At 76.4% G+C, this 17,821-nt stretch carries 19 protein-coding genes and 2 pseudogenes; 10 read left to right on the forward strand and 11 right to left on the reverse strand.

The genetic code is table 11. From position 1 onward, the window contains the following. Nucleotides 1-49: 49 nt before the first annotated feature. Nucleotides 50-352: pseudogene (locus CP974_RS15440) on the reverse strand (DUF6401 family natural product biosynthesis protein); the annotation flags it as partial. 221 nt (nucleotides 353-573) lie between these two features. Here CP974_RS15440 and CP974_RS15445 point away from each other — a divergent pair. Continuing rightward, complete coding sequence (locus CP974_RS15445; protein ID WP_031129798.1) at nucleotides 574-936, forward strand: SsgA family sporulation/cell division regulator; 363 nt, start codon at nucleotides 574-576, stop codon at nucleotides 934-936. A gap of 89 nt (nucleotides 937-1,025) precedes the next feature. Here the strand turns inward: CP974_RS15445 and CP974_RS15450 are convergent, their stop codons facing one another. Further along, nucleotides 1,026-1,442, reverse strand: coding sequence for a four-helix bundle copper-binding protein (locus CP974_RS15450; RefSeq protein ID WP_031129799.1), 417 nt, complete (start codon nucleotides 1,440-1,442; stop codon nucleotides 1,026-1,028). Between the two features lie 402 nt (nucleotides 1,443-1,844). On the opposite strand from CP974_RS15450, the gene CP974_RS30275 reads away from it, so the two are divergent. The 3 genes from CP974_RS30275 to CP974_RS15465 are packed head-to-tail and all read left to right on the forward strand — an operon-like array spanning nucleotide 1,845 to nucleotide 3,117. Next, complete coding sequence (locus CP974_RS30275) at nucleotides 1,845-2,240, forward strand: FluC/FEX family fluoride channel (protein ID WP_051839168.1); 396 nt, start codon at nucleotides 1,845-1,847, stop codon at nucleotides 2,238-2,240. Beyond that, nucleotides 2,237-2,761 (forward strand): DUF190 domain-containing protein, encoded by a 525-nt coding sequence (locus CP974_RS15460; RefSeq protein WP_150485813.1) that lies wholly within the window; start codon nucleotides 2,237-2,239, stop codon nucleotides 2,759-2,761. The genes CP974_RS30275 and CP974_RS15460 overlap by 4 nt, the downstream gene beginning before the upstream one ends. Further along, nucleotides 2,758-3,117, forward strand: a complete 360-nt coding sequence (locus CP974_RS15465) for a fluoride efflux transporter FluC (protein WP_031137317.1) — start codon at nucleotides 2,758-2,760, stop codon at nucleotides 3,115-3,117. Before CP974_RS15460 ends, CP974_RS15465 begins: the two co-directional genes overlap by 4 nt. Nucleotides 3,118-3,249: 132 nt before the next feature. Here CP974_RS15465 and CP974_RS15470 read toward each other — a convergent pair whose 3' ends face one another. The 4 genes and pseudogenes from CP974_RS15470 to CP974_RS15485 all read right to left on the reverse strand — a co-directional run bounded on the left by CP974_RS15470 (nucleotide 3,250) and on the right by CP974_RS15485 (nucleotide 6,674). Then, nucleotides 3,250-3,753 (reverse strand): hypothetical protein, encoded by a 504-nt coding sequence (locus tag CP974_RS15470; protein WP_223844329.1) that lies wholly within the window; start codon nucleotides 3,751-3,753, stop codon nucleotides 3,250-3,252. Nucleotides 3,754-4,130: 377 nt separating this feature from the next. After that, nucleotides 4,131-5,339 carry an MAB_1171c family putative transporter gene (locus CP974_RS15475; RefSeq protein ID WP_031131956.1) on the reverse strand — a complete coding sequence of 403 codons (1,209 nt, stop codon included), beginning with the start codon at nucleotides 5,337-5,339 and terminating at the stop codon, nucleotides 4,131-4,133. Nucleotides 5,340-5,531: 192 nt separating this feature from the next. Then, nucleotides 5,532-6,080 (reverse strand): annotated as a pseudogene (locus tag CP974_RS15480) (toxin); the annotation flags it as partial. Between the two features lie 78 nt (nucleotides 6,081-6,158). Further along, a complete protein-coding gene (locus CP974_RS15485; protein WP_051839454.1) occupies nucleotides 6,159-6,674 on the reverse strand; it encodes a hypothetical protein in 516 nt (171 codons plus the stop codon). Between the two features lie 411 nt (nucleotides 6,675-7,085). Between CP974_RS15485 and CP974_RS15490 the strand changes: the two genes are divergently transcribed. Both CP974_RS15490 and CP974_RS15495 read left to right on the forward strand, forming a co-directional pair. Then, nucleotides 7,086-7,904, forward strand: a complete 819-nt coding sequence (locus tag CP974_RS15490) for a VOC family protein (protein ID WP_031131951.1) — start codon at nucleotides 7,086-7,088, stop codon at nucleotides 7,902-7,904. A 94-nt stretch (nucleotides 7,905-7,998) separates the two neighbouring features. Beyond that, nucleotides 7,999-8,694 carry an ester cyclase gene (locus CP974_RS15495; protein ID WP_031131950.1) on the forward strand — a complete coding sequence of 232 codons (696 nt, stop codon included), beginning with the start codon at nucleotides 7,999-8,001 and terminating at the stop codon, nucleotides 8,692-8,694. Nucleotides 8,695-8,916: 222 nt separating this feature from the next. Here CP974_RS15495 and CP974_RS15500 read toward each other — a convergent pair whose 3' ends face one another. Both CP974_RS15500 and CP974_RS15505 read right to left on the reverse strand, forming a co-directional pair. After that, on the reverse strand, nucleotides 8,917-9,327 hold the full coding sequence (locus CP974_RS15500) for a MerR family transcriptional regulator (RefSeq protein ID WP_031131949.1): 411 nt from the start codon (nucleotides 9,325-9,327) through the stop codon (nucleotides 8,917-8,919). A gap of 116 nt (nucleotides 9,328-9,443) precedes the next feature. Beyond that, a complete protein-coding gene (locus tag CP974_RS15505; RefSeq protein WP_031131948.1) occupies nucleotides 9,444-9,809 on the reverse strand; it encodes a PH domain-containing protein in 366 nt (121 codons plus the stop codon). 630 nt (nucleotides 9,810-10,439) lie between these two features. Here CP974_RS15505 and CP974_RS29650 point away from each other — a divergent pair. The 4 genes from CP974_RS29650 (at nucleotide 10,440) to CP974_RS15525 (ending at nucleotide 13,259) form a co-directional block, all read left to right on the forward strand. After that, nucleotides 10,440-11,183: an RICIN domain-containing protein gene (locus tag CP974_RS29650; RefSeq protein ID WP_078915611.1), complete on the forward strand. Its 744-nt coding sequence runs from the start codon at nucleotides 10,440-10,442 to the stop codon at nucleotides 11,181-11,183. A gap of 28 nt (nucleotides 11,184-11,211) precedes the next feature. Then, a complete protein-coding gene (locus CP974_RS15515; RefSeq protein ID WP_031131944.1) occupies nucleotides 11,212-12,102 on the forward strand; it encodes a CmcI family methyltransferase in 891 nt (296 codons plus the stop codon). A 250-nt stretch (nucleotides 12,103-12,352) separates the two neighbouring features. Further along, nucleotides 12,353-12,805: a YbhB/YbcL family Raf kinase inhibitor-like protein gene (locus CP974_RS15520; protein ID WP_031131942.1), complete on the forward strand. Its 453-nt coding sequence runs from the start codon at nucleotides 12,353-12,355 to the stop codon at nucleotides 12,803-12,805. Between the two features lie 7 nt (nucleotides 12,806-12,812). After that, the gene (locus tag CP974_RS15525) at nucleotides 12,813-13,259 is read left to right on the forward strand and encodes an archease (protein WP_031131940.1); all 447 of its coding nucleotides are present in this window, start codon (nucleotides 12,813-12,815) and stop codon (nucleotides 13,257-13,259) included. Between the two features lie 364 nt (nucleotides 13,260-13,623). Here the strand turns inward: CP974_RS15525 and CP974_RS15530 are convergent, their stop codons facing one another. From CP974_RS15530 to CP974_RS15540, 3 genes are all read right to left on the reverse strand, one after another. After that, on the reverse strand, nucleotides 13,624-15,042 hold the full coding sequence (locus CP974_RS15530; protein ID WP_461838984.1) for an RtcB family protein: 1,419 nt from the start codon (nucleotides 15,040-15,042) through the stop codon (nucleotides 13,624-13,626). Nucleotides 15,043-15,261: 219 nt separating this feature from the next. Then, on the reverse strand, nucleotides 15,262-16,425 hold the full coding sequence (locus CP974_RS15535; protein WP_031131937.1) for a polyprenyl synthetase family protein: 1,164 nt from the start codon (nucleotides 16,423-16,425) through the stop codon (nucleotides 15,262-15,264). A 134-nt stretch (nucleotides 16,426-16,559) separates the two neighbouring features. Beyond that, entirely contained in the window at nucleotides 16,560-17,639 is a 1,080-nt protein-coding gene (locus tag CP974_RS15540; protein ID WP_031131935.1) for a tetratricopeptide repeat protein, read from the reverse strand. Nucleotides 17,640-17,821: the final 182 nt, after the last annotated feature.

Here is a 17,821-nt window from a genome sequence, read left to right on the forward strand (position 1 = left end):
GGCCCTGGCCCCGGTCCTGGACCCCGTGCCGGTGCTCCTCGCCGGTGTCCAGGAGGTCGTACCGGCGTATCAGCCAGCAGACGGCGGTCAGCCGGCACACCGCGAAGTCATGGCCCGGCGGCTCGTCCCAGCCGGTCTCGGCGAGGGCGTCGAGGAACCCGAGCGCGTAGTCCGAGAGGGTCTCCCCGTCCGGCGGTCCCGGCTCCAGCCCCGGTCCGGTCGCGCCGACGCGCTCGCGCACAGCGGCGACGTGCTGGTCGACGGCGGCGACGAAGCCGGGTTCGAAGGCGAACTCGGCCAGACGCGGCGCGAACGCCGTGACGACGGTGGCGAGGGGCGACGGGGAATGCACCCGCTCACGTTAGGCGGAGGGCACGCCTCCCGGTGAGTCCGGAAGCGGACATGCGACGCATCTCACGCTCACGGTGCAGTAGTTGATCAATCGGGGCGGTCCGGGCGGATTCGCGGGGCGCGGGATAGGGCCGGGCCCTCGGGGGCACCTGGGAGGGAACTCCTTTCGGAGCCCGGAGTCCGGAGCCCGGAGCCCGCCCCCAGAGTCCTCGGGAGGAACCCATGAGCGCGGTCCTGCACGACAAGCTCTTCATGCGCCTGCACGAACTGCCGGTGATGGCCCACATGACCTACGACGAGACCGACCCCTACGCGGTGCGGGTGGCCTTCGCCAACGGCGATCACGTGTACGCGGAGTGGCGCCTCGACCGGGAGATGCTGCGGGAGGGCATGCGGCGGCCGGTCGGCGAGGGGGACGTCCGGATCTGGCCGGGGGTCCACATAGAACTGTGCGGCGAGGCCGACTTCACCGTCGGCGAGGAGTCGCTGGCGCGGTTCCTGGAGCGTACGTACGAGGTGGTGCCGGAGGGCGAGGAGCGGGTCGACGTGGACGGCCTCGTCACCCGCCTCCTGACCGCCGGCTGAGGGCCCGCCCCGGAGGTGCGTCGCCGGGGGCGGGCCCGCGGGCCGGCCGCGCGCACCGGGTGTCCGCCGGTCCGTGCGGCGTCAGGGGGCTACCCGAGGGCGCCCAGGAGGTCGTCGCACGCCTGCCGGCAGCGGTGGCAGGCATCGGCGCAGACGCGGCAGTGCTCGTGCCGCGAGGCGTGCCGTTCGCACTCGTCGGCGCAGGTGGCGCACGCCACGACGCAGGCGCGGAGGACCGCGCGGGTCAGATTGGCGTCGTAGCCGGTGTGGCGGGAGAGCACCGAGCCGGTCGCCTGGCACACGTCGGCGCAGTCCATGTTGGTGCGGATGCACTTGGCGAGCATGTCGAGGTGCCCGGTCTCCGAGAGGCACGCGTCGGCACAGGCGCCGCACGCCTGCGCGCAGGCGGCGCACTCCTCGATGCAGTGCGCGAGCTTCTGCCGGTCGACGTCTCCGAGGTCGGCGGGGTAGGTGCGGAGCATGTCTTCGACGACGAGGGAAGCCATGGGGTCTCGCCTCCGATGGAGTTGTCCGTCTTGTGTCCGACCCGACCAGTGTCCCGCCGGGCGGAAGGACCCGCAGCCGCAGCCGCGGGTGGGGGCCGTGGCCGGGTGGGTGACCGGGGTCGCCGCCCGGTGCGCGGGGCGTCGCTCGGCGGCCTAGGCTCCCCTCCCATGAACCAGCGCCCCACGCCGGACGGCCGCGCGCCCGACGACGGTGCTCCCCCGCCAGGCCCCGCACGACCGGCCGGGCCGCGGACGGGGGCGGGGTCCGGACGGCACCCCGGCGGCTCCTCGCCCGCGCGGCGCTCGGGCGGCCACGCGCCGGGGCGGCCGTACGGGGGTCCCGTCCGGCGTGCGGGGGCCGCTTCCGCGCGGGCGGTACGGCGCGCCGCCGGGTCGTGGGCGGTGCTCGGTGCCGTGGCGGTCGGCGGCGCGCTGGGCGCGGGGGCGCGGTACGGGGTGGCGCTGGCGCTGCCCACCGCGCCGGGCGCCTTCCCCTGGGCGACACTGTGGACGAACGTCGCGGGCTGCGCGCTGATGGGGGTGTTCATGGCGGTGCTGGACGAGGCGCGGCACCCTCACCGGCTGCTGCGGCCGCTGGTCGGTACGGGGATGCTCGGCGGGTTCACGACGTTCTCGACGTACGCCCTGGACATCCGGACGCTGCTGGAGCAGGGCCGTGCGGTCCCGGCGGCGGTGTACCTGGCGGGTACGCTCCTGGCCGCGCTGGCGGCGGTCGCGACGGCCGCGTGGGCGACGCGGGCCGTGCTGGCGGCGGTGGGCGGGAGGAGGCGGGCATGACCGGTGGGACGACAGGGGCAGCGGGTACGGGGGCGCCGGGCACGGGGGCGCCGGGTACGGGGGCAGCGGGTACGGGGGCGCCGGGCACGGGGGCGGCGACGCGGCTGACGGTGATCCTCGGCGAGGCCGACCAGTGGCACCACCGGCCGCTGTACGCGGAGGTCGTGCACCGCGCGCACGAGGCGGGACTGGCGGGGGCGAGCGTCTTCCGGGGCGTGGAGGGCTTCGGCGCGTCGTCCGTGGTCCACACGTCGCGGCTGCTGTCGCTGAGCGAGGACCTGCCGGTGGCCGTGGTGATCGTGGACGACGACGCCCGTGTCCGGGCGTTCCTGCCCCGGCTGGCCGGCCTGGTGGACGGATGCCTGGTGACCCTGGAGCGGGTCGAGGTGCTCCGGTACGGGGGCGGTGGGAGCGGCGGCGAGGGCGGTGGGGGAGACCGGGGCGGCGGGGACGGGGTGCGTGCGGGTGACCGGGCGGACGGGGGCGGGGCCCGCGGGGACGGCGGGGGCGGGGCGCGGTGACCTGGCTGCTCGTCCTGGCGGGCGGTGCGCTGGGCGCCCCGCTGCGGTACCTGACCGACCGGGCGGTCCAGTCCCGGCACGACACGGTGTTCCCCTGGGGCACCCTGGCCGTCAACGTGCTGGGCTCCCTCGTCCTGGGGGTCCTCGCGGGCGCGGCCGTGGCGTCCCCGGCGTACGCCCTGCTGGGCACGGGGCTGTGCGGGGCGCTGTCGACGTACTCGACGTTCTCGTACGAGACCCTGCGCCTGAGCCGGGCGGGTGCCACCGGCTACGCCGCCGCCAACGTGGCCGCCTCGGTCGTCGCGTCCGTGGCGGCACTGGCCCTGGGCGCCGCCCTGGGCGGGGCGCTCGGCTGACGCGGGGCGGCCGGCCGTACCGGTCGGCCGACGGCCCTCCGGGCGACGGCCGACCGGGTCGCCGCGCTCCTCCGGCTGCCCTGCTGGTGGCTCGCCCGACCGGGCCGGGGCCCCGCCTCGGCCCGCCCCGCCTCAGCCCACCAGGTACGCCAGCGACGTGGCCGCGCCCAGGGCCGCGCCCGCCAGGGTCTGGGCCGGGGTGTGGTAGCGGAGCGCCACGCGGGACCAGCACACGGCGGCCGTCAGGGCGTACGCGGTGAGCCACCACGCCGAGTCGACGCAGGCCAGCAGCGTCACCACCGACGACGCGACCGCCGAGTCCACCGAGATCTTCCACACCGTGTTGACGGCCAGCAGGCCCACCGTCATCACCCACAGCGCGAGCATGGCGGTCAGGATGCCGACCGGGGCGCCGCCCGCCACCATGAGCAGCGATCCCGTACCGATCGAGCCGAGGATCACCAGGAAGATCGGTGCCCGCTGGGTGCGGTCCACGACGTGCCGGTCGCCCCAGCGGCCCCGGCCGCGCTCCCACTCGATATAGGCCGCCGGGACGATCCCGGCGCACAGGGCCCCGAGCAGGCCCCACAGCAGGCCGGTCCAGTGGCCCGCGGCGAGGGCGCCGACGGCGGGCATCCCGGCGAGGAGCACGTTGCGCGGCTGGAGCACGTCGGTGACCCGCCGGGCGGCCACCGCCACGGTCGTGGGCGGGGGCTCGGTCGCGGGCGCGGAAGTGGCCGGGGCGACGACGGGCGGGGTGGTGGCCGGGGCGACGGGCGGGGTGGTGGCCGGGCTCGTGGCCGGGGGTGCCGACGCGGGCGGGGGCGCGGCTGAGGGCGCGGGTGCCGGCGGGGCGACGGGTGGGGGCGCGGGTGCCGGCGGGGCGACGGGTGGGGGCACGGGTGCCGGCGGGGGCGTCGGCGTTGCCGGGTCCGCAGGGGAGGGCGCGGGCCGGGCAGGGGGCGCGGGCCGGGTGGGGCGTGTGGGCCGGGCCGGGGGTGTGGGACGGGGGGTCATACGAGCAGGCCCCTCGCCTTCTCCTCCGGTATCGAGCGGTACGCCTCCGCGACCCGCACCAGCCATGCCACCTCACCGTCCTGGTCCGCCGCCGGGCGGGTGTCGAACCGCGCGGCCTCCCCCGCCTCGGCGCCCGCCGCCTTCGCCGCCAGCGCGGCCTTGATCCAGTACGCGTCCGCCTCCGGTCCCGTCGAGCCGGCCGCCTCGCGCGCGGCGGGCAGCAGCCCGTCCGGCACGTAGTGGCGGAGCTTCTCCACCGCGTCCGCGATGTCGGCCGCCCACCGGTCCACCCGCAGGTCGGCCGGGGTGCCGAAGCGGGTCAGCTCCCGCGCCAGCGACGCCGGCGGGGCGAACGGCTGGTCGGGGAAGGCCGTCATGAGCTCCCGCCACATCGGGTGCAGCGCCGCCTGGGCCCGCCAGAGCCGCGCCCGGCGCCAGCCGGAGCCGAACGCCGGGATGGAGGCGCCGATCGCGAAGAGCGCGAACAGCAGCACCTGCGCCGCCTCGGTCGCCTTGTCGAAGCCCCGGGCGAAGCCGGCGGTCGGCTCCTCCACGACGCTGATCCACAGGAACAGCGTCCGGCTCACCGTGTATCCGACGCCGATGAACATGGCGGCCGTCATCATCCCGAGCCCGACCCGCAGGTGCCGCAGCGGCGCGTTCGCCGTCGCCAGCGCCCACTGGTAGGCGCACACGGCGGACGCGGCCCCCAGGTACAGGTAGAAGACGGTCATGTAGAGCGACGCGCCCCACTGCCCGGCGTGGTCCGACACGAACCGGTCGGAGGGCGTGGAGCGGTCCACGACCGTGAAGAAGAGCACCGTCAGCAGGATCAGCGTGGCCACCGACGCCTTCGCCGCCACGTGCTGGATCAGCCGCGCGAACCGGACGTGGCGCGGCACGGTCCCGCCCTCCGGGTACGTCCCGTAGATCGCCACGATGTAGCCGAGGATCGCCAGGATCGCGACCGTCGCCGTGTAGTGCTTGATCAGCACGGCCAGGTCGACGATCGGGCTGTTGTTGAGGCTGACCCGTACGACCTGCGTCTTCGTCCAGAGGGCGGCGGCGAACCCGGCGTAGCAGCCCCACAGGGCGCGGCGCCGCCTGTCCTCCTCGTCGCCCCACAGCGCGGCGGGCATCCGCCACAGCGCCACCGCCGTCATCAGGGCGGCCACCAGGTAGCCGGCCAGGTCAAGCGCACTCAATTCGCGTCCTCGCAGGGGGCTTCGTCGTCGGGTGCGTCGGACGCGTCGGCCGCATCGGACGCGTCGGTCGCGTCAGTCGCTGTGGCCTCCGCGGTCCTCGCGGCCGTCACGGCCCTCGCGGCCGTCACGGTCCTCGAGGCCGTCACGGTCCTCGCGGTGGCCGCCGCCGCGCGGGGCTGCGCCTCGCTCGTCACGGCGGAAGACGTCCCGGCGGCGGTGGGCGACCGGCCGGGACAGGGAGTCGGCGAGCCGGCCGACCATGTCGTCGCCGGCCACCCCGCGGGCCAGGCGCGGGATCAGCGAGGCGCCGAGCTCGGCCATCCGCTCGTCGTGGGTGTCGTACTGGGCACGGGCCTGCACGGTGGTGCCCGCCTGCATCACGCGGGAGATCAGCGACGTGTCGAACATCGGCAGCAGTCGCCGCAGCCGCTCCGCGTCGAGCGAGGTGCCGTGGTCGAACCACTCGTGGCACAGCTCGTGCAGGATGACGTGCTGCGTCTGGTACGTCGTGGGGCGGCGCCGGTACAGCACGAAGCTGGTGTCGCCGGCCTTCAGCCGCAGCCCGCAGGCGGAGTCGACGCGCGCCAGGCGCTCGGGCAGCTCCCGCAGGACGATGCGGCGGCCCCGCACGGCCTCCATGTTGGCGACCAGCTCGGGGATGGCGAACGGTGCCGGGATCGGCAGGTCGGCCAGACGGGCCTCGCACTCTCTGCGCAGCGCGCGCATGGACCGCTGGGACATGGGGACCTCTTGATCGGAGTCACGCGTGTGCGACCTGCGGTCAGCGAGTCTAGCCAAGCCGGGCCGGACCCGTGTCCGTCAGCGGCGGCTCCCCGCGCCGCCGCCGGTGCCCTCCGCGCGACCGCCCCCACCGTCGCCCGCCGCGTCGCCCGCCGCGCCCGCGGGGCCCTCCGCACGGGTCTCCTGGAGGAGGGAGAGCGCGAACTCCAGCAGCTCCGCCGGGAGGCCGGCGTCGCCCGCGCCGCGGGCCGCGAGGCCGCTGATCTCCCCGGTACGGCGCTTGGCGAGGAACTGGAGGCCCGCGACCACGTCGTCCACGACCTCCGACTCCTCCTTGAAGAAGCGCCAGTCCACGCCGAAGCCCAGCCCGAGGGCCTTGAGGATGTCCTCGGACGGGTGGGTGACCTTGCCCGCCAGGATGTTGGAGAAGTAGCTGTGCGAGAGGGCGCCGCCACGCTCCCTGACCAGCTCGGAGAAGGCCCGCCCCGAGACCTTCTGGCCGGGGAAGGTCTTCTCCACCATGTACGCGACCTTCTGCTGCAGCGTTCTCAGCTCGGGTGCCGCGGTCCGCTCCCCGCCGTTGCCGTCGTCCATCCCGATCCCCATGTTCGCGTGCGGCGCTTCCGCGCGGTCGGTCAACGGGCCCGTACTGTACCGACCCCGACTCGGGCGGATCCGGTCCTGAGCGGGCTTGCGTAAACACTCTACGTCACTGTTAACTCGAAAAAACATGGACAAGGGGCCACGAGGGGAGTCCCTTGCCCGTGCGGGCGCGCGTGTGCCCGGCCGCCCCGAGCGGTCCGGGCCGCGCGGCCCTGTCGTGGGCCCCGGTTTCGGCCCGGTCGTACGGCCTGCCGGGCGGCCCTCTCGTGCGGTCGGGCGGGGACGTCGGCGCGCGGCCCGGCGCGCGGCCCGGCGCGCGGCCCGGCGCGCGGGTCGGCCCGCTGGTCGATAGCGTGGCGAATCGGACATGTCACACCACCCGTGAACCGTGAGGGGATCACCATGACCGAACGGCCCGCCGAGGGGGTGCCCGTCTGGGCGGACGCGATGTTCACCGACCTGGAGGGCGCCAAGCGCTTCTACGGCGACGTGCTGGGCTGGACCTACGGCGAGGAGGCCACCGAGTACGGCGACTACACGCAGGCGTACGCCGGCGGCAAGGCGGTCGCCGCCATCGTGCCGCCCATGCCGGGTCAGGGCGACGGGGGCGGCGGGGCGCCCCGCTCCGCCTGGTGCCTGTACCTTGCGTCGCCCGACGTCGAGGAGACCGCGCGGAAGGTGCGGGAGGGCGGCGGCGAGGTCGTCATGGGCCCCATGGCGGTCGGCGAGTTCGGGAAGATGCTGGTCGCCCGCGATCCGGGAGGGGTCGTGTTCGGCGCCTGGCAGCCCGGTACGCACCGGGGTTTCGAGGCGCGGGCCGTGCCGGGCGCGTACTGCTGGGCGGAGGTCACCACCCGCGACGCGGACGCGGCCGACGCGTTCTTCCCGGCCGTCTTCCCGTACGCGACGAAGCGGATGCCCGACGAGCACGTCGACTTCAAGGTCTTCGAGGTCGGCGGCGAGCCGGTGCTCGGCCGGATGCGGATGGACGAGGGCTTCCCGCCGGAGGTCCCGCCGTACGTCAGCGTCTACTTCACCGTGGACGACGTGGACGCCGCGATCGGGCGTGCCAGGACGCACGGCGCCAAGGTGGTGTTCGGGCCGGTCGACAGCCCCTTCGGCCGCTTCGCCGCGCTGGTGGACCCGCAGGGCGCCCCGTTCTCGCTGATCGACGTCGCGCGGACGGAGGGCGAGACGCCGGAGCTGATCCCGGAATCCTGACCCGCCGGTACCCCGGGACACAAGGGGCGGAACGGGCATACCGTGGTTGGTGTCAGGCGAAGGGTCAACCGGTCAACCGCGGGAGGCGGGCGCCATGACGTTCGTGCAGGTCATCGACTGCCGTACACAGCAGGTCGACGCGCTGAACAATCTGATGGACGACTGGGTCGAGGCGACGCGGGGCAAGCGGACCGCCACCCACTCGATCGTCGCCAGGGACCGCTCCGACGCGGCCCACGTCGTCGAGATCGTCGAGTTCCCCTCGTACGAGGAGGCGATGCGCAACTCCAGGCTGCCGGAGACCGGCCGCATCTACCAGGAGATGGTCGAGCTCTGCGAGGGTGAGCCGTCGTTCACGGACCTCGACGTGGTCCGGGACGAACAGCTCAACAAGGCGCTGGTGAGGGAGTTCTTCGAGCGGGTCGTCAACGCCCGCGACATCGACGCGGCGGACGCGCTGTGCGCCGCCGGATACCGCGAGCACGACCCGGCGCTCTCCTCCGACGCCCTGGACCTGGAGCGGGCCAAGGCCGAGAACGCCGAGATACTGGCGGCCTTCGAACCGCGGCTCACCCTGGACCGGGTCGTCGCCGAGGGCGACCTCGTGTGTGTCGGCATCGGCTACCAGGGCCACCACGTCCGCGAGTACCGGGGCATCCCGGCGACCGACCGGGACGTGGCCGGCACGGGCCACGCCACGTTCCGCTGCGAGGACGGCAAGATCGTGGAGAGCTGGTGGAACTGGGACGAGGTCGGCATGCTGCGCCAGCTCGGGGTGCTGGACACCTGAGGGGCCACCGCCGGCCCCGTCGCCGGGGCCGGCGCACGGTGCCAGCGCGGGCCCGGCCCCGGCGTACGGGCCCGGCGTACGGGCCCGGCCCCCGGCGTACGGTCTCGGGTCGGCGTACGGTCGCGGGCCGGAGTGCGGTTCACCGTCGGCTGCGACGGTCTCGGGCCGCCGTACGGCCGCGGGTCGGCGGTGGTCTCGGGCCGGAGGAGTACGGCTCCGGGGTCAGCCGACCGGGTCCAGGTGGCCGCGCAGGGCGGCGGCGAGGTCCTCGGCCCTGCGCAGCCGGACCCGCAGCGCCTCGCACCGTGCCTCGACGGCCCGCCGGTACGTGTCGAGGCGGGCCCGCAGCAGCGCCCGCTCCTCGTCGTCGGGCGGGTCGTCCACCGAGGCGAGCCGGTCGGTGAGGTCGAGCACGTCCCGCATCTCGTCCACGGTGAAGCCGAGCGGCCTCATCCGCCCGGCCGCCAGCAGGCGCTCCACGTCGGCGGCGGTGTAGAGCCGGAAGCCGCCCTTGGTGCGGGCCGACGGCGCCGCGATGCCCGCGTCCTCGTAGTGGCGGATCGTGCGCAGCGGCAGCCCGGTCCGCTGGGCCACCTCGCCGATCCGCATGTGCCACCGCTGGTCGTCCGCCATCGCCGCGCCCGCCTGCCTCGTCGCCGCCCGCGCGCCCGCGAGCCCGCGCGCCCACTGGATCGGCCCAGCCTACGCACGGTGCGCGGGCCGGCCGGTACGGTGGCGGCGCGCCGCCGTCAGCGTGCCACGAACTGCGTAAGGATCGCCTGCACCTCGTAGATGTCGACGCCCTTGGTGAAGGTCTTCTGGACCGGCGTCGGGCTGCCGGAGATCCAGATCTTCAGCTCCGCGTCGAGGTCGAACGTGCCCGCCGTCTCCACCGCGAAGTGCGTGATGCTGCGGTACGGGATCGAGTGGTACTCGACCTTCTTGCCGGTGATCCCCTGCTTGTCGACGAGGATCAGCCGGCGGTCGGTGAACAGGATCGTGTCGCGGATCAGCAGGAACGCCGCGTGCACCCGCTCGCCGGGGCCGAGGAGGCGGGCGTACTCCTGCTGCGCGCTCGCCGGGTCGACCGTGTGGGCGTTGCCGAACAGTGCCATGTGAACCCCCGTCATCAGTTCGTACGATCGTCGCACTGTACCGTCGCCGGGCGGCGCGACGAGGAGACGCGAACGGGCCGGGGCGGCGCGGACGTGTCGGGCGGGCCGCACGTAGGGCGGGACGTACGGGACGGGCGGGACAGGCGGGCGAGGAGCAGGGTGAACGACCAACCACAGGGCAGCGGTTCGCGGGCGTGGGACCCCGACGCGACGGAACTCCTCCCGCCGACCCTCCCGGCGGCCCCGCCGCCGGACCCTTACGGCGCCCGGCACCCCCACGGTGCCCAGGCCCCGGACGGGCCCCCGCACCCTGATGCCCCCGAGGCCCCGTACGGAGCCGCTGCCCCCTACGGGCACCCGAGCCCTTACGGGGACTCGAACCCTTACGGGGACTCGAACCCCTACGGGGACTCGAACCCCTACCAGGCCCCGAACCCTCACGGGCACCCTGACGCCCCCTACGGCTCCCAGGCCCCCTACGGCCAAACCTCCGGCGGCCAAGCCCCCTACGAGCCCGCGCACCCACAGGCCGCGCACCCGCGGGCCCCGCACGCAGCCCAGGCCGCCCAGGGCCCGGCCGTCCAGGGCCCGGTCGCGTACGGCGCCGGGGCGTACGGTGGGCCGCCGCCCGTGGAGGCGACGCGTCCGCTGCCCCGCATCGAGGACGACCTACCGCCGCGAGGCGGGCCCACACCGCCCGCGTCCCGCCGCTCCGGGCCCTCCCGGCCCTCCCGGCCGCCCAGGGCGGTGCTCGTGGGCGCGGCGATCATCGTGTGCGCCGGGGCCGGCCTGGCCATCGGCGCCGTGCTCGGCGGCGGGGACGGCGACGGCACCCCGCGGGCGGCCCCGGCCACCGCTTCCGCGACCGCCCCCACGCCCTCGGCGCCCCCCGCCCCGAACCCGGCCCCGACGCCCACCCCGACGCCCACGCCGAGCCCGGCCCGACCCCCCGTTCCCGCGGGCACCTTCGTGCTGGTCGATCCGGCGACCGGCCGGGCCGCCGACGTGTCGGGCGGCGCCACCCACGACGGCGCCCCGGTCATCGCCTGGGAGCGGCACGGCCAGCCCAACCAGCAGTGGCAGGTGGCCGACCTCGGCGACGGCCACACCCAGCTCCGCGCCGTCCACTCCGGGCTGTGCCTCCAGCCCGCCGACCCGCCCGGTCCCGGCGCGGCCGTGGTGCAGCGGCCGTGCGTGGACAGCGACGCCCAGCGCTGGGCGGCGACCCCGTCCGCCGACGGGGCCGTCCACACCTTCACGTTGAAGGGGCAGGGCCTCGCCCTCGCCCCGGCAGGCCCGGAGAACGGCGCGCCCCTGAGCCTCCGGGCGCCGGACGCCGCCGGTCCGCCGGGCTGGGCGCTCCAGGCACCGTAGACACCCGACGCGCGGGCGTGCTTCGCTCGTGGACGTGGAGGCGCCCGAGGAGCCCGCGAGCCGTCCGGACCGCACCGACCAGAGCGACCAGAACCAGAGCGACCAGAACCAGCACGACCAGAACCAGCACGGCCAGAGCGACCGCCCCGGCCGCCCCGACAGGAGCGGTCCGAGCGGCCAGAACGGTCCGAGCGGTCCGAGCGACATGGGGCTGCCGCCGCGTGTGGCGGCGGAGTTGGACGGCACCGTCCGCGCCTACTGGAGGGCGCGGGAGCGGCAGCACCTGCGGGATGTGTACGCGGGGGTGCGGATCAAGAAGTTCCCCGAGGACCTGCGGATGATGGAGCACCTGATGTGGCTCTCCCGCAGCCAGGCCGTCGTGGAGCTGGGCACGCACTTCGGGGGTTCCGCGCTGTGGTTCCGCGACCGGCTGCGGACGCTCGCCGCGTACGGCCGGGTGCCGCCCGGAGTGCGGGTCGTCACGGTGGACCTGCGCCAGGACAAGGCGCGGGCCGCGCTGTCGGCCGCCGACCCGTCGTACGAGGACGGCATCACGCTGGTCGAAGGGGACGTCGCCGACCCGGACACGGCCCTGCGGGTCCGCGCGGCGCTGCCGGCCGGGGCGCGCTGCCTGGTCGTCGAGGACACCGTGCACACGTACGGGACGACCACCGCCGCGCTGCGCAACTTCGCCCCGCTGGTGCCGGTCGGCGGGTTCTTCGTGGTGGAGGACGGCATCGTGGACGTGCCGGAGCTGCGCCCGCCGGGCATGCCGGGCGGGGTGCTCCCGGCCGTGCGGGACTGGCTGGCGGGCCCGGACGGCGCGGACTTCCGGCAGCGGCGCGACCTGGAGCGGTACGGGCTGACCTGCCACATCGGCGGCTGGCTGGAACGCGTCCGCCGGGGCACCGCCGCTTAGGGGCCGCCCTTACGGGACGGCGGGGACGGGGCAGCACCCGTTCGGCGCCCCCGTAGGGGTGCGGGGGCCCCGCCCTTTCGAGCGGGGGCGCCGCCCCTGACGGGGCTCGGGAGCGGGCCCGGCCGGGAGCCCGGCCAGGCCGAGCCCGTACGCGCCTCGCCGCACACCGGCCGCCCCCTCGGCCGGGCCGGCCGGGTGACCTGCCCGGTGAGCGGGCATAGGGACGCGGCTCAGGGGTACTGCGGGGCGCATGGCCGGTATCGATCTGAAGAGTTCCGCGTTCGGTGACCACGCGCCCATCCCGCGCCGGCACGCGCTGGAGGGCGAGAACGAGCCGCCGCCGCTGACCTGGTCCGGCGTGCCGGACGACGCCAGCGAACTGGTGCTGGTGTGCGAGGACCCCGATGCCCCCTCGGGCACGTTCGTCCACTGGGTGGCCGTCGGCATCGACCCGCGCACCGGCGGTACGGCGCCCGGACGGCCCCCCGAGGGGAGCACCGAGCTCGTCAACGGCTTCCACCGGCGCGGCTGGGGCGGCCCGCACCCGCCGCCCGGCGACGAGGCGCACCGGTACGTCTTCCGCCTGTACGCCCTCCGGGAGCCGTGCGTGCTGCCCGACGAGCCCACCGCCGAGCAGGTGCGCCGGGCCGTCGAGCCGAAGGCCGTCGCGAGCGGCACCCTCGTCGGCGTGTACCGGCGCTGACGCCGGCGTGGGCGGCGAGACGCCGGTGCGGCGGCGCGGCGAGGGCGGCCACCGGACCGTGCCGCACACCGCGGACGTACGGGTCGAGGCGTGGGGCGCCAACCGGGAGCAGTGCCTGGGGGAGGCGGTGCTCGGCCTGGTGGAGTGCTTCGCGGACGTGTCGGCCGCGCACGCCGACGCGGTGCGGCGGGTGCGGCTCGCCGAGGAGAGCGACGAGGACCTGCTCGCCGACCTGCTGGACGAGGTGGTCTACCGGCTGGACGCGCACGGGGAGGTGCCGGTCGACGTCGAGGTCGAGTCGACGGAGGCCGGCGAACTGGACGTACGCCTCGCGGTGGCCCCGCTTGCCCGGGTGCGGATGACCGGCTCCGTGCCGAAGGCGGTGTCGTGGAGCGACCTGCGCATGGGCCCGGACCCGTACGGCTGGTCGTGCGGGGCGACGGTCGACGTGTGAGGCGGAGGCGGGGGCGTGGCGGGAGCGGGAACGCCGTGTGAGGCGGGCGGGGGCGCGGGAGGGCCCCGGCGGAGAGCAGCCCCGAGAGCCCCGGGAAAGCAGCCCCGGCGGAGAGCCCCGGGAAAGCAGCCCCGGCGGAGAGCCCCGGGAAAGCAGCCCCGGCGGAGAGCCCCGGGAGAGAGCCCCGAGAGAGCCCCGAGGGCCTGGTGGCGCCGAGGGCAGAGCCCCAAGAGCCCCGAGAGCACGGCGGGCACCGCGGGCACTGCGGGCGGCGCGGGCCTCGCCGGGGTGCCGAGAGCGGTCCCGGGAGCCTTGCGAGCCCCGGCTCGTCCTTCTCCGTTCGGGGATCGCGCCGACGAGCCGGCTAGCCCTTCACGACGCCCAGCGGTTCCAGACGGGCGACCCTCCGGCACAGGCCGGCGCCCTCGCTCGCGGCGACGACCGCCGACACGTCCTTGTACGCCTCCGGCGCCTCCTCCGCGAGGCCGCGCATCGACAGGGGCCGCACCGCGATCCCGGCGTCCTCCAGCCGGGCGCGCAGCGCGGCGCCGGTGACCGTGCGCGCGGCCTGGTGGCGGCTCATGACACGGCCGGCGCCGTGGCAGGCGGAGTGGAAGGCGTCCCCGCCCGGTACGCCTGCCAGCACGTACGAGGCCGTGCCCATCGTGCCGGGGACGAGGACCGGCTGGCCCGCGTCCCGCAGGTCGCCGGGGAGGTCCGGGTGGCCCGGCGGGAACGCGCGCGTGGCGCCCTTGCGGTGGACGCACAGGCGGCGCGGCTCGCCGTCCACGCGGTACGTCTCGGCCTTGGCGAGGTTGTGCGACACGTCGTACACGAGGTCGAGGCGCACGCCGGCCCGCCGCCGCAGCACGCGCCTGGCGGCGTCGGACAGGAGCTGGCGGTTGGCGCGCGCGTAGTTGGCCGCCGCGGCCATCGCGCCCGCGTACGCGCGGCCCTCCGGGGAGTCGACGGGCGCGCAGGCGAGCTGCCGGTCCGGGACCTCGATGCCGTACCGGGCCATCGCGCGGTCCATGGCGCGGACGTGGTCGGAGCAGATCTGGTGGCCCAGCCCCCGCGACCCGCAGTGGATCATGACGCAGACCTGCCCGGCGGCGATCCCGTACGCCTCCGCCGCGTGCGCGTCGTACACCTCCGTGACGGCCTGGACCTCCAGGAAGTGGTTGCCGGAGCCGAGGCTGCCGACCTGGCCGAGGCCCCGTTCGCGGGCGCGCGGGCCGACCTGGTCCACGTCGGCGTCGGCGACCACGCCGCCGTCCTCGCAGCGCAGCAGGTCGCGTTCGACGCCGTACCCCCGCTCGACGGCGTAGCGGGAGCCGCCGCGCAGGACCCGCTCCAGTTCGCCGGTGCCGTCCAGCCGCCACACCCCGCCCGGTCCGGCGCCGCGCGGCACGGCCCGGCCGAGGTCGTCCATGACGGCGCCGAGCACCGGGCGCAGGGCCTCCCGGTCGCAGTCGGCGGCGAGGAGCCGCACCCCGCAGGAGATGTCGAAGCCGACCCCGCCGGGCGAGACGACGCCGCCCGCGGCCACGTCGGTCGCGGCGACCCCGCCGATGGGGAAGCCGTAGCCCCAGTGGATGTCGGGCATGGCGTACGAGGCGCCGACGATGCCGGGCAGGGTGGCGACGTTCGCGACCTGGCGCAGGGACTGCCCGGCGTCCCGGAGGAGGTCGCGGGAGGCGAACACGGTTCCGGGCACGCGCATGGCGCCGTGCCGTTCCAGGCGGAACCGGTACGGGCGTTCCTCGACGACGTCCAGGTCCACGTGCCCCCGGTACCCGACGGGGGCCGCCCCACACCGCCCGGCGGGCACCGGTGGCGCCCACCGGCCGGGCCCGCCCGGCCCCGCACCGGGGGCGGGGTGCGGGGCGGTCGGCCGGGCGGCGCGGGGGGCCGCCGGGCCCGCCGGGCCCGCCGGGCGGCGCTGCACGCGTCCCGGCACCTCGGGCAGCCGAGGCCCCCCGCGGACCCGTCGGCCGGGCCCTCAGACGACCCGGTGCAGCAGGAACTCCAGCAGGGCGTCGAGCTCGCCGGACGGGCCGGGTGCCAGGGGGACGCCGCGCAGGCAGGCGCGGGCGGCGCCGAGCTGGTCGACGGCCTCCCGCAGGGTCGCGTCCCGGCCGCCGGCCCGCTCCACCAGGGACGCGGCGTGCGCCGCCGTCGCCGGGTCGTCGAGGGTGGCGCCGGGCGCGGGGAGCGCGGCGGAGCCGGTGACGGCGGGCGTGCCGGGGAGGGCGCCGGGTCCGCCGGGAGCGGCGCCGGGTCCGCCGGGAGCGGCGCCGGGTCCGCCGGGCGTGCCGGTCGCGTCGAGGAAGGCGGCCAGCTCGCGGGCGGCCGGGGTGTCGGCGGCGAGGGCGGCCAGGACCGGGTACGTCTTCTTCCGCCGCCGCAGGTCGCTGTGGACGGGCTTGCCGGTCACCGCCGGGTCGCCCCACACCCCGAGCAGGTCGTCCACCGCCTGGAAGGCCACCCCCAGGTGCCGTCCGGCCCGGTCCAGCGCGGCCACCGTGGTGTCGGGCGCGCCGCCCAGCAGGGCCCCGAGCGCCGCCGCGCAGCCGAGGAGGGAACCGGTCTTGTGCTCGGCCATGGCCCGGTACGCGTCGGGCGGCACCGCGCCGGGGCCGGTCCAGGGCCGGCCCTCGAAGCACAGGTCCTCCGCCTGGCCGCGCACGAGGTCGTTGAGCGTGTCCCCGAGGCGCCGCACGGCGGGGCCCGTGTGGCGGCCGGGCGCCTCGGCGAGGCTCTGCACGGCCAGCGCGAAGAGCGCGTCACCGGCCAGCACGGCGGGCCCGGTGCCGTACGCCTTCCACACGGTCGCGCGCTGCCGCCGCACGGCGTCGCCGTCCATGATGTCGTCGTGGAGCAGCGAGAACGCGTGCACCAGCTCCACCGCGACCGCGCCCGCCACGGCGACCCGCCCGTCCGCGCCCACCGCCTCGGCGCCCAGCACGGCGAGGGCCTGCCGGACGCCCTTCCCCTCGGACGCGCCCGGCTCGGGCGTGCCGTCCACGTCGGCCCAGCCGAGCGAGAAGGCGGCCATCTCGCCGGTCCACGGGTGCAGTCGCCGCACGGCGCGGGCGAGCGCGGGCCGCACGAGCGCACGGCACCGCACCAGCAGCGCTGCGGCGCCACCATCCGCCCCGCCCACCGCCGAGGGCGCCGAAGGGGGTGCGGGAGCCGAGACCGCCCCCGGCCCCGAACCCGAGACCGCCCCCGGCACCGAACCCCAGACCGCCCCCGGCACCGCCCCCGGCACCGAACCCGCCGCCCGCACGCGCCCCGTCACCGCACCCCCTCCCCACCCGGGGCGGGCAACGGCCCCACGCCCAGCTCGGCGGCGGCCTTCTCCACCATGTCGCGGGCGTGCCGCAGCCCGATCCGGTCCAGGGTGCCGCGCAGTTCGGCCAGTTCGGCGGCGGTCTCGGAGAGGTCGCGGCCCAGCCGGGCCAGGGACTTGGCGAGGCCCAGCCGGGACAGGGCGGTACCGCGCGGCTCGTCCATGGCGCGGAACTCCTCCAGCGCCAGCGCGTACGTGTCGCGGGCCTCCCCGTACCGCCCGGCCCGGTAGAGGACGTTGCCGCGCATCTTGTGGTTGTACGCCAGGGCACTGGACAGCCTCATGTCGCGGCACACCACCTCGGCCCGCGACAACAGCTCCAGCGCCCGCTCCACGTCGCCGTCCCGGACGGAGACGACGTCGGCGACGCCCCGCAGCGCCCAGGCCCAGCCGCGCCGGTCGTCGGCCCGGTCGGCGGTCTCGGCGGCCTCCTCGAACAGCGCGAGCGCCCGGTCGTACGAGCCGGTGTTGCGGTGCATCTGCGCGATGCCCTCCAGCGCCCACACGGTGTGCCGCGCCTCGCCGCGCCGCCGGGCCTCCGCCAGGAGCTGCTCGTGCAGCTCGCCGACGGCCGCGTAGTCGCCCTGTATGCGCCCGGTCTCGGCCAGGCCCGCGAGGGAGTAGCCCCGTACGACGACGTCGCCGCCGCGCTCGCCCGCGTCGGCGGCCAGGCGCAGGAGCCGGTACGCGAGGGCGAGGGCGCCGCGCTGCCGGGCGAGGGTGCCGCCGCTCCACAGCGCCCACGCCATGGCGCCGGTGTCGCCGGCGTCGCGCGCGGCCCGGAAGCTGGCCTTCCAGGCCCGGTCGGCGTCCTCGACGCGCCCGAGCCGCCGGTACGCCTCCGCCACGGCGAGCCCGCACCGCGCGGCCTCCCGTGCCTGCCCGGCCTCCTCGGCCGCCCGCAGTTCGCGGATGCCGCGCTCCAGCACGTCCGTCAGCGACGAGTTCACCGACAGTGACCCGAGCGCACCCTGGTACTCGGGTGCGAACGCCTTCCCCCGCCCCGCGGAATCCGTTGTCCCCATGGTCTGACTCACCGTCACATCCGTTCAGCCGTCCGCTTGGTACAGGTCAAGACGGTATGAGCGGGCAAAGGTTCCACGAGTCCGCCGCCATGTCGGTCGTGGGTCATACCTGAGTGCTACGCGGCCACGCAGCGTCATCACAGAGATGTACGGCTCCGGGGCCCGGCGCCACGGCGAGAGGG

The organism is Streptomyces fradiae ATCC 10745 = DSM 40063 (genome assembly GCF_008704425.1).
GTDB classification, from domain to species: domain Bacteria; phylum Actinomycetota; class Actinomycetes; order Streptomycetales; family Streptomycetaceae; genus Streptomyces; species Streptomyces fradiae.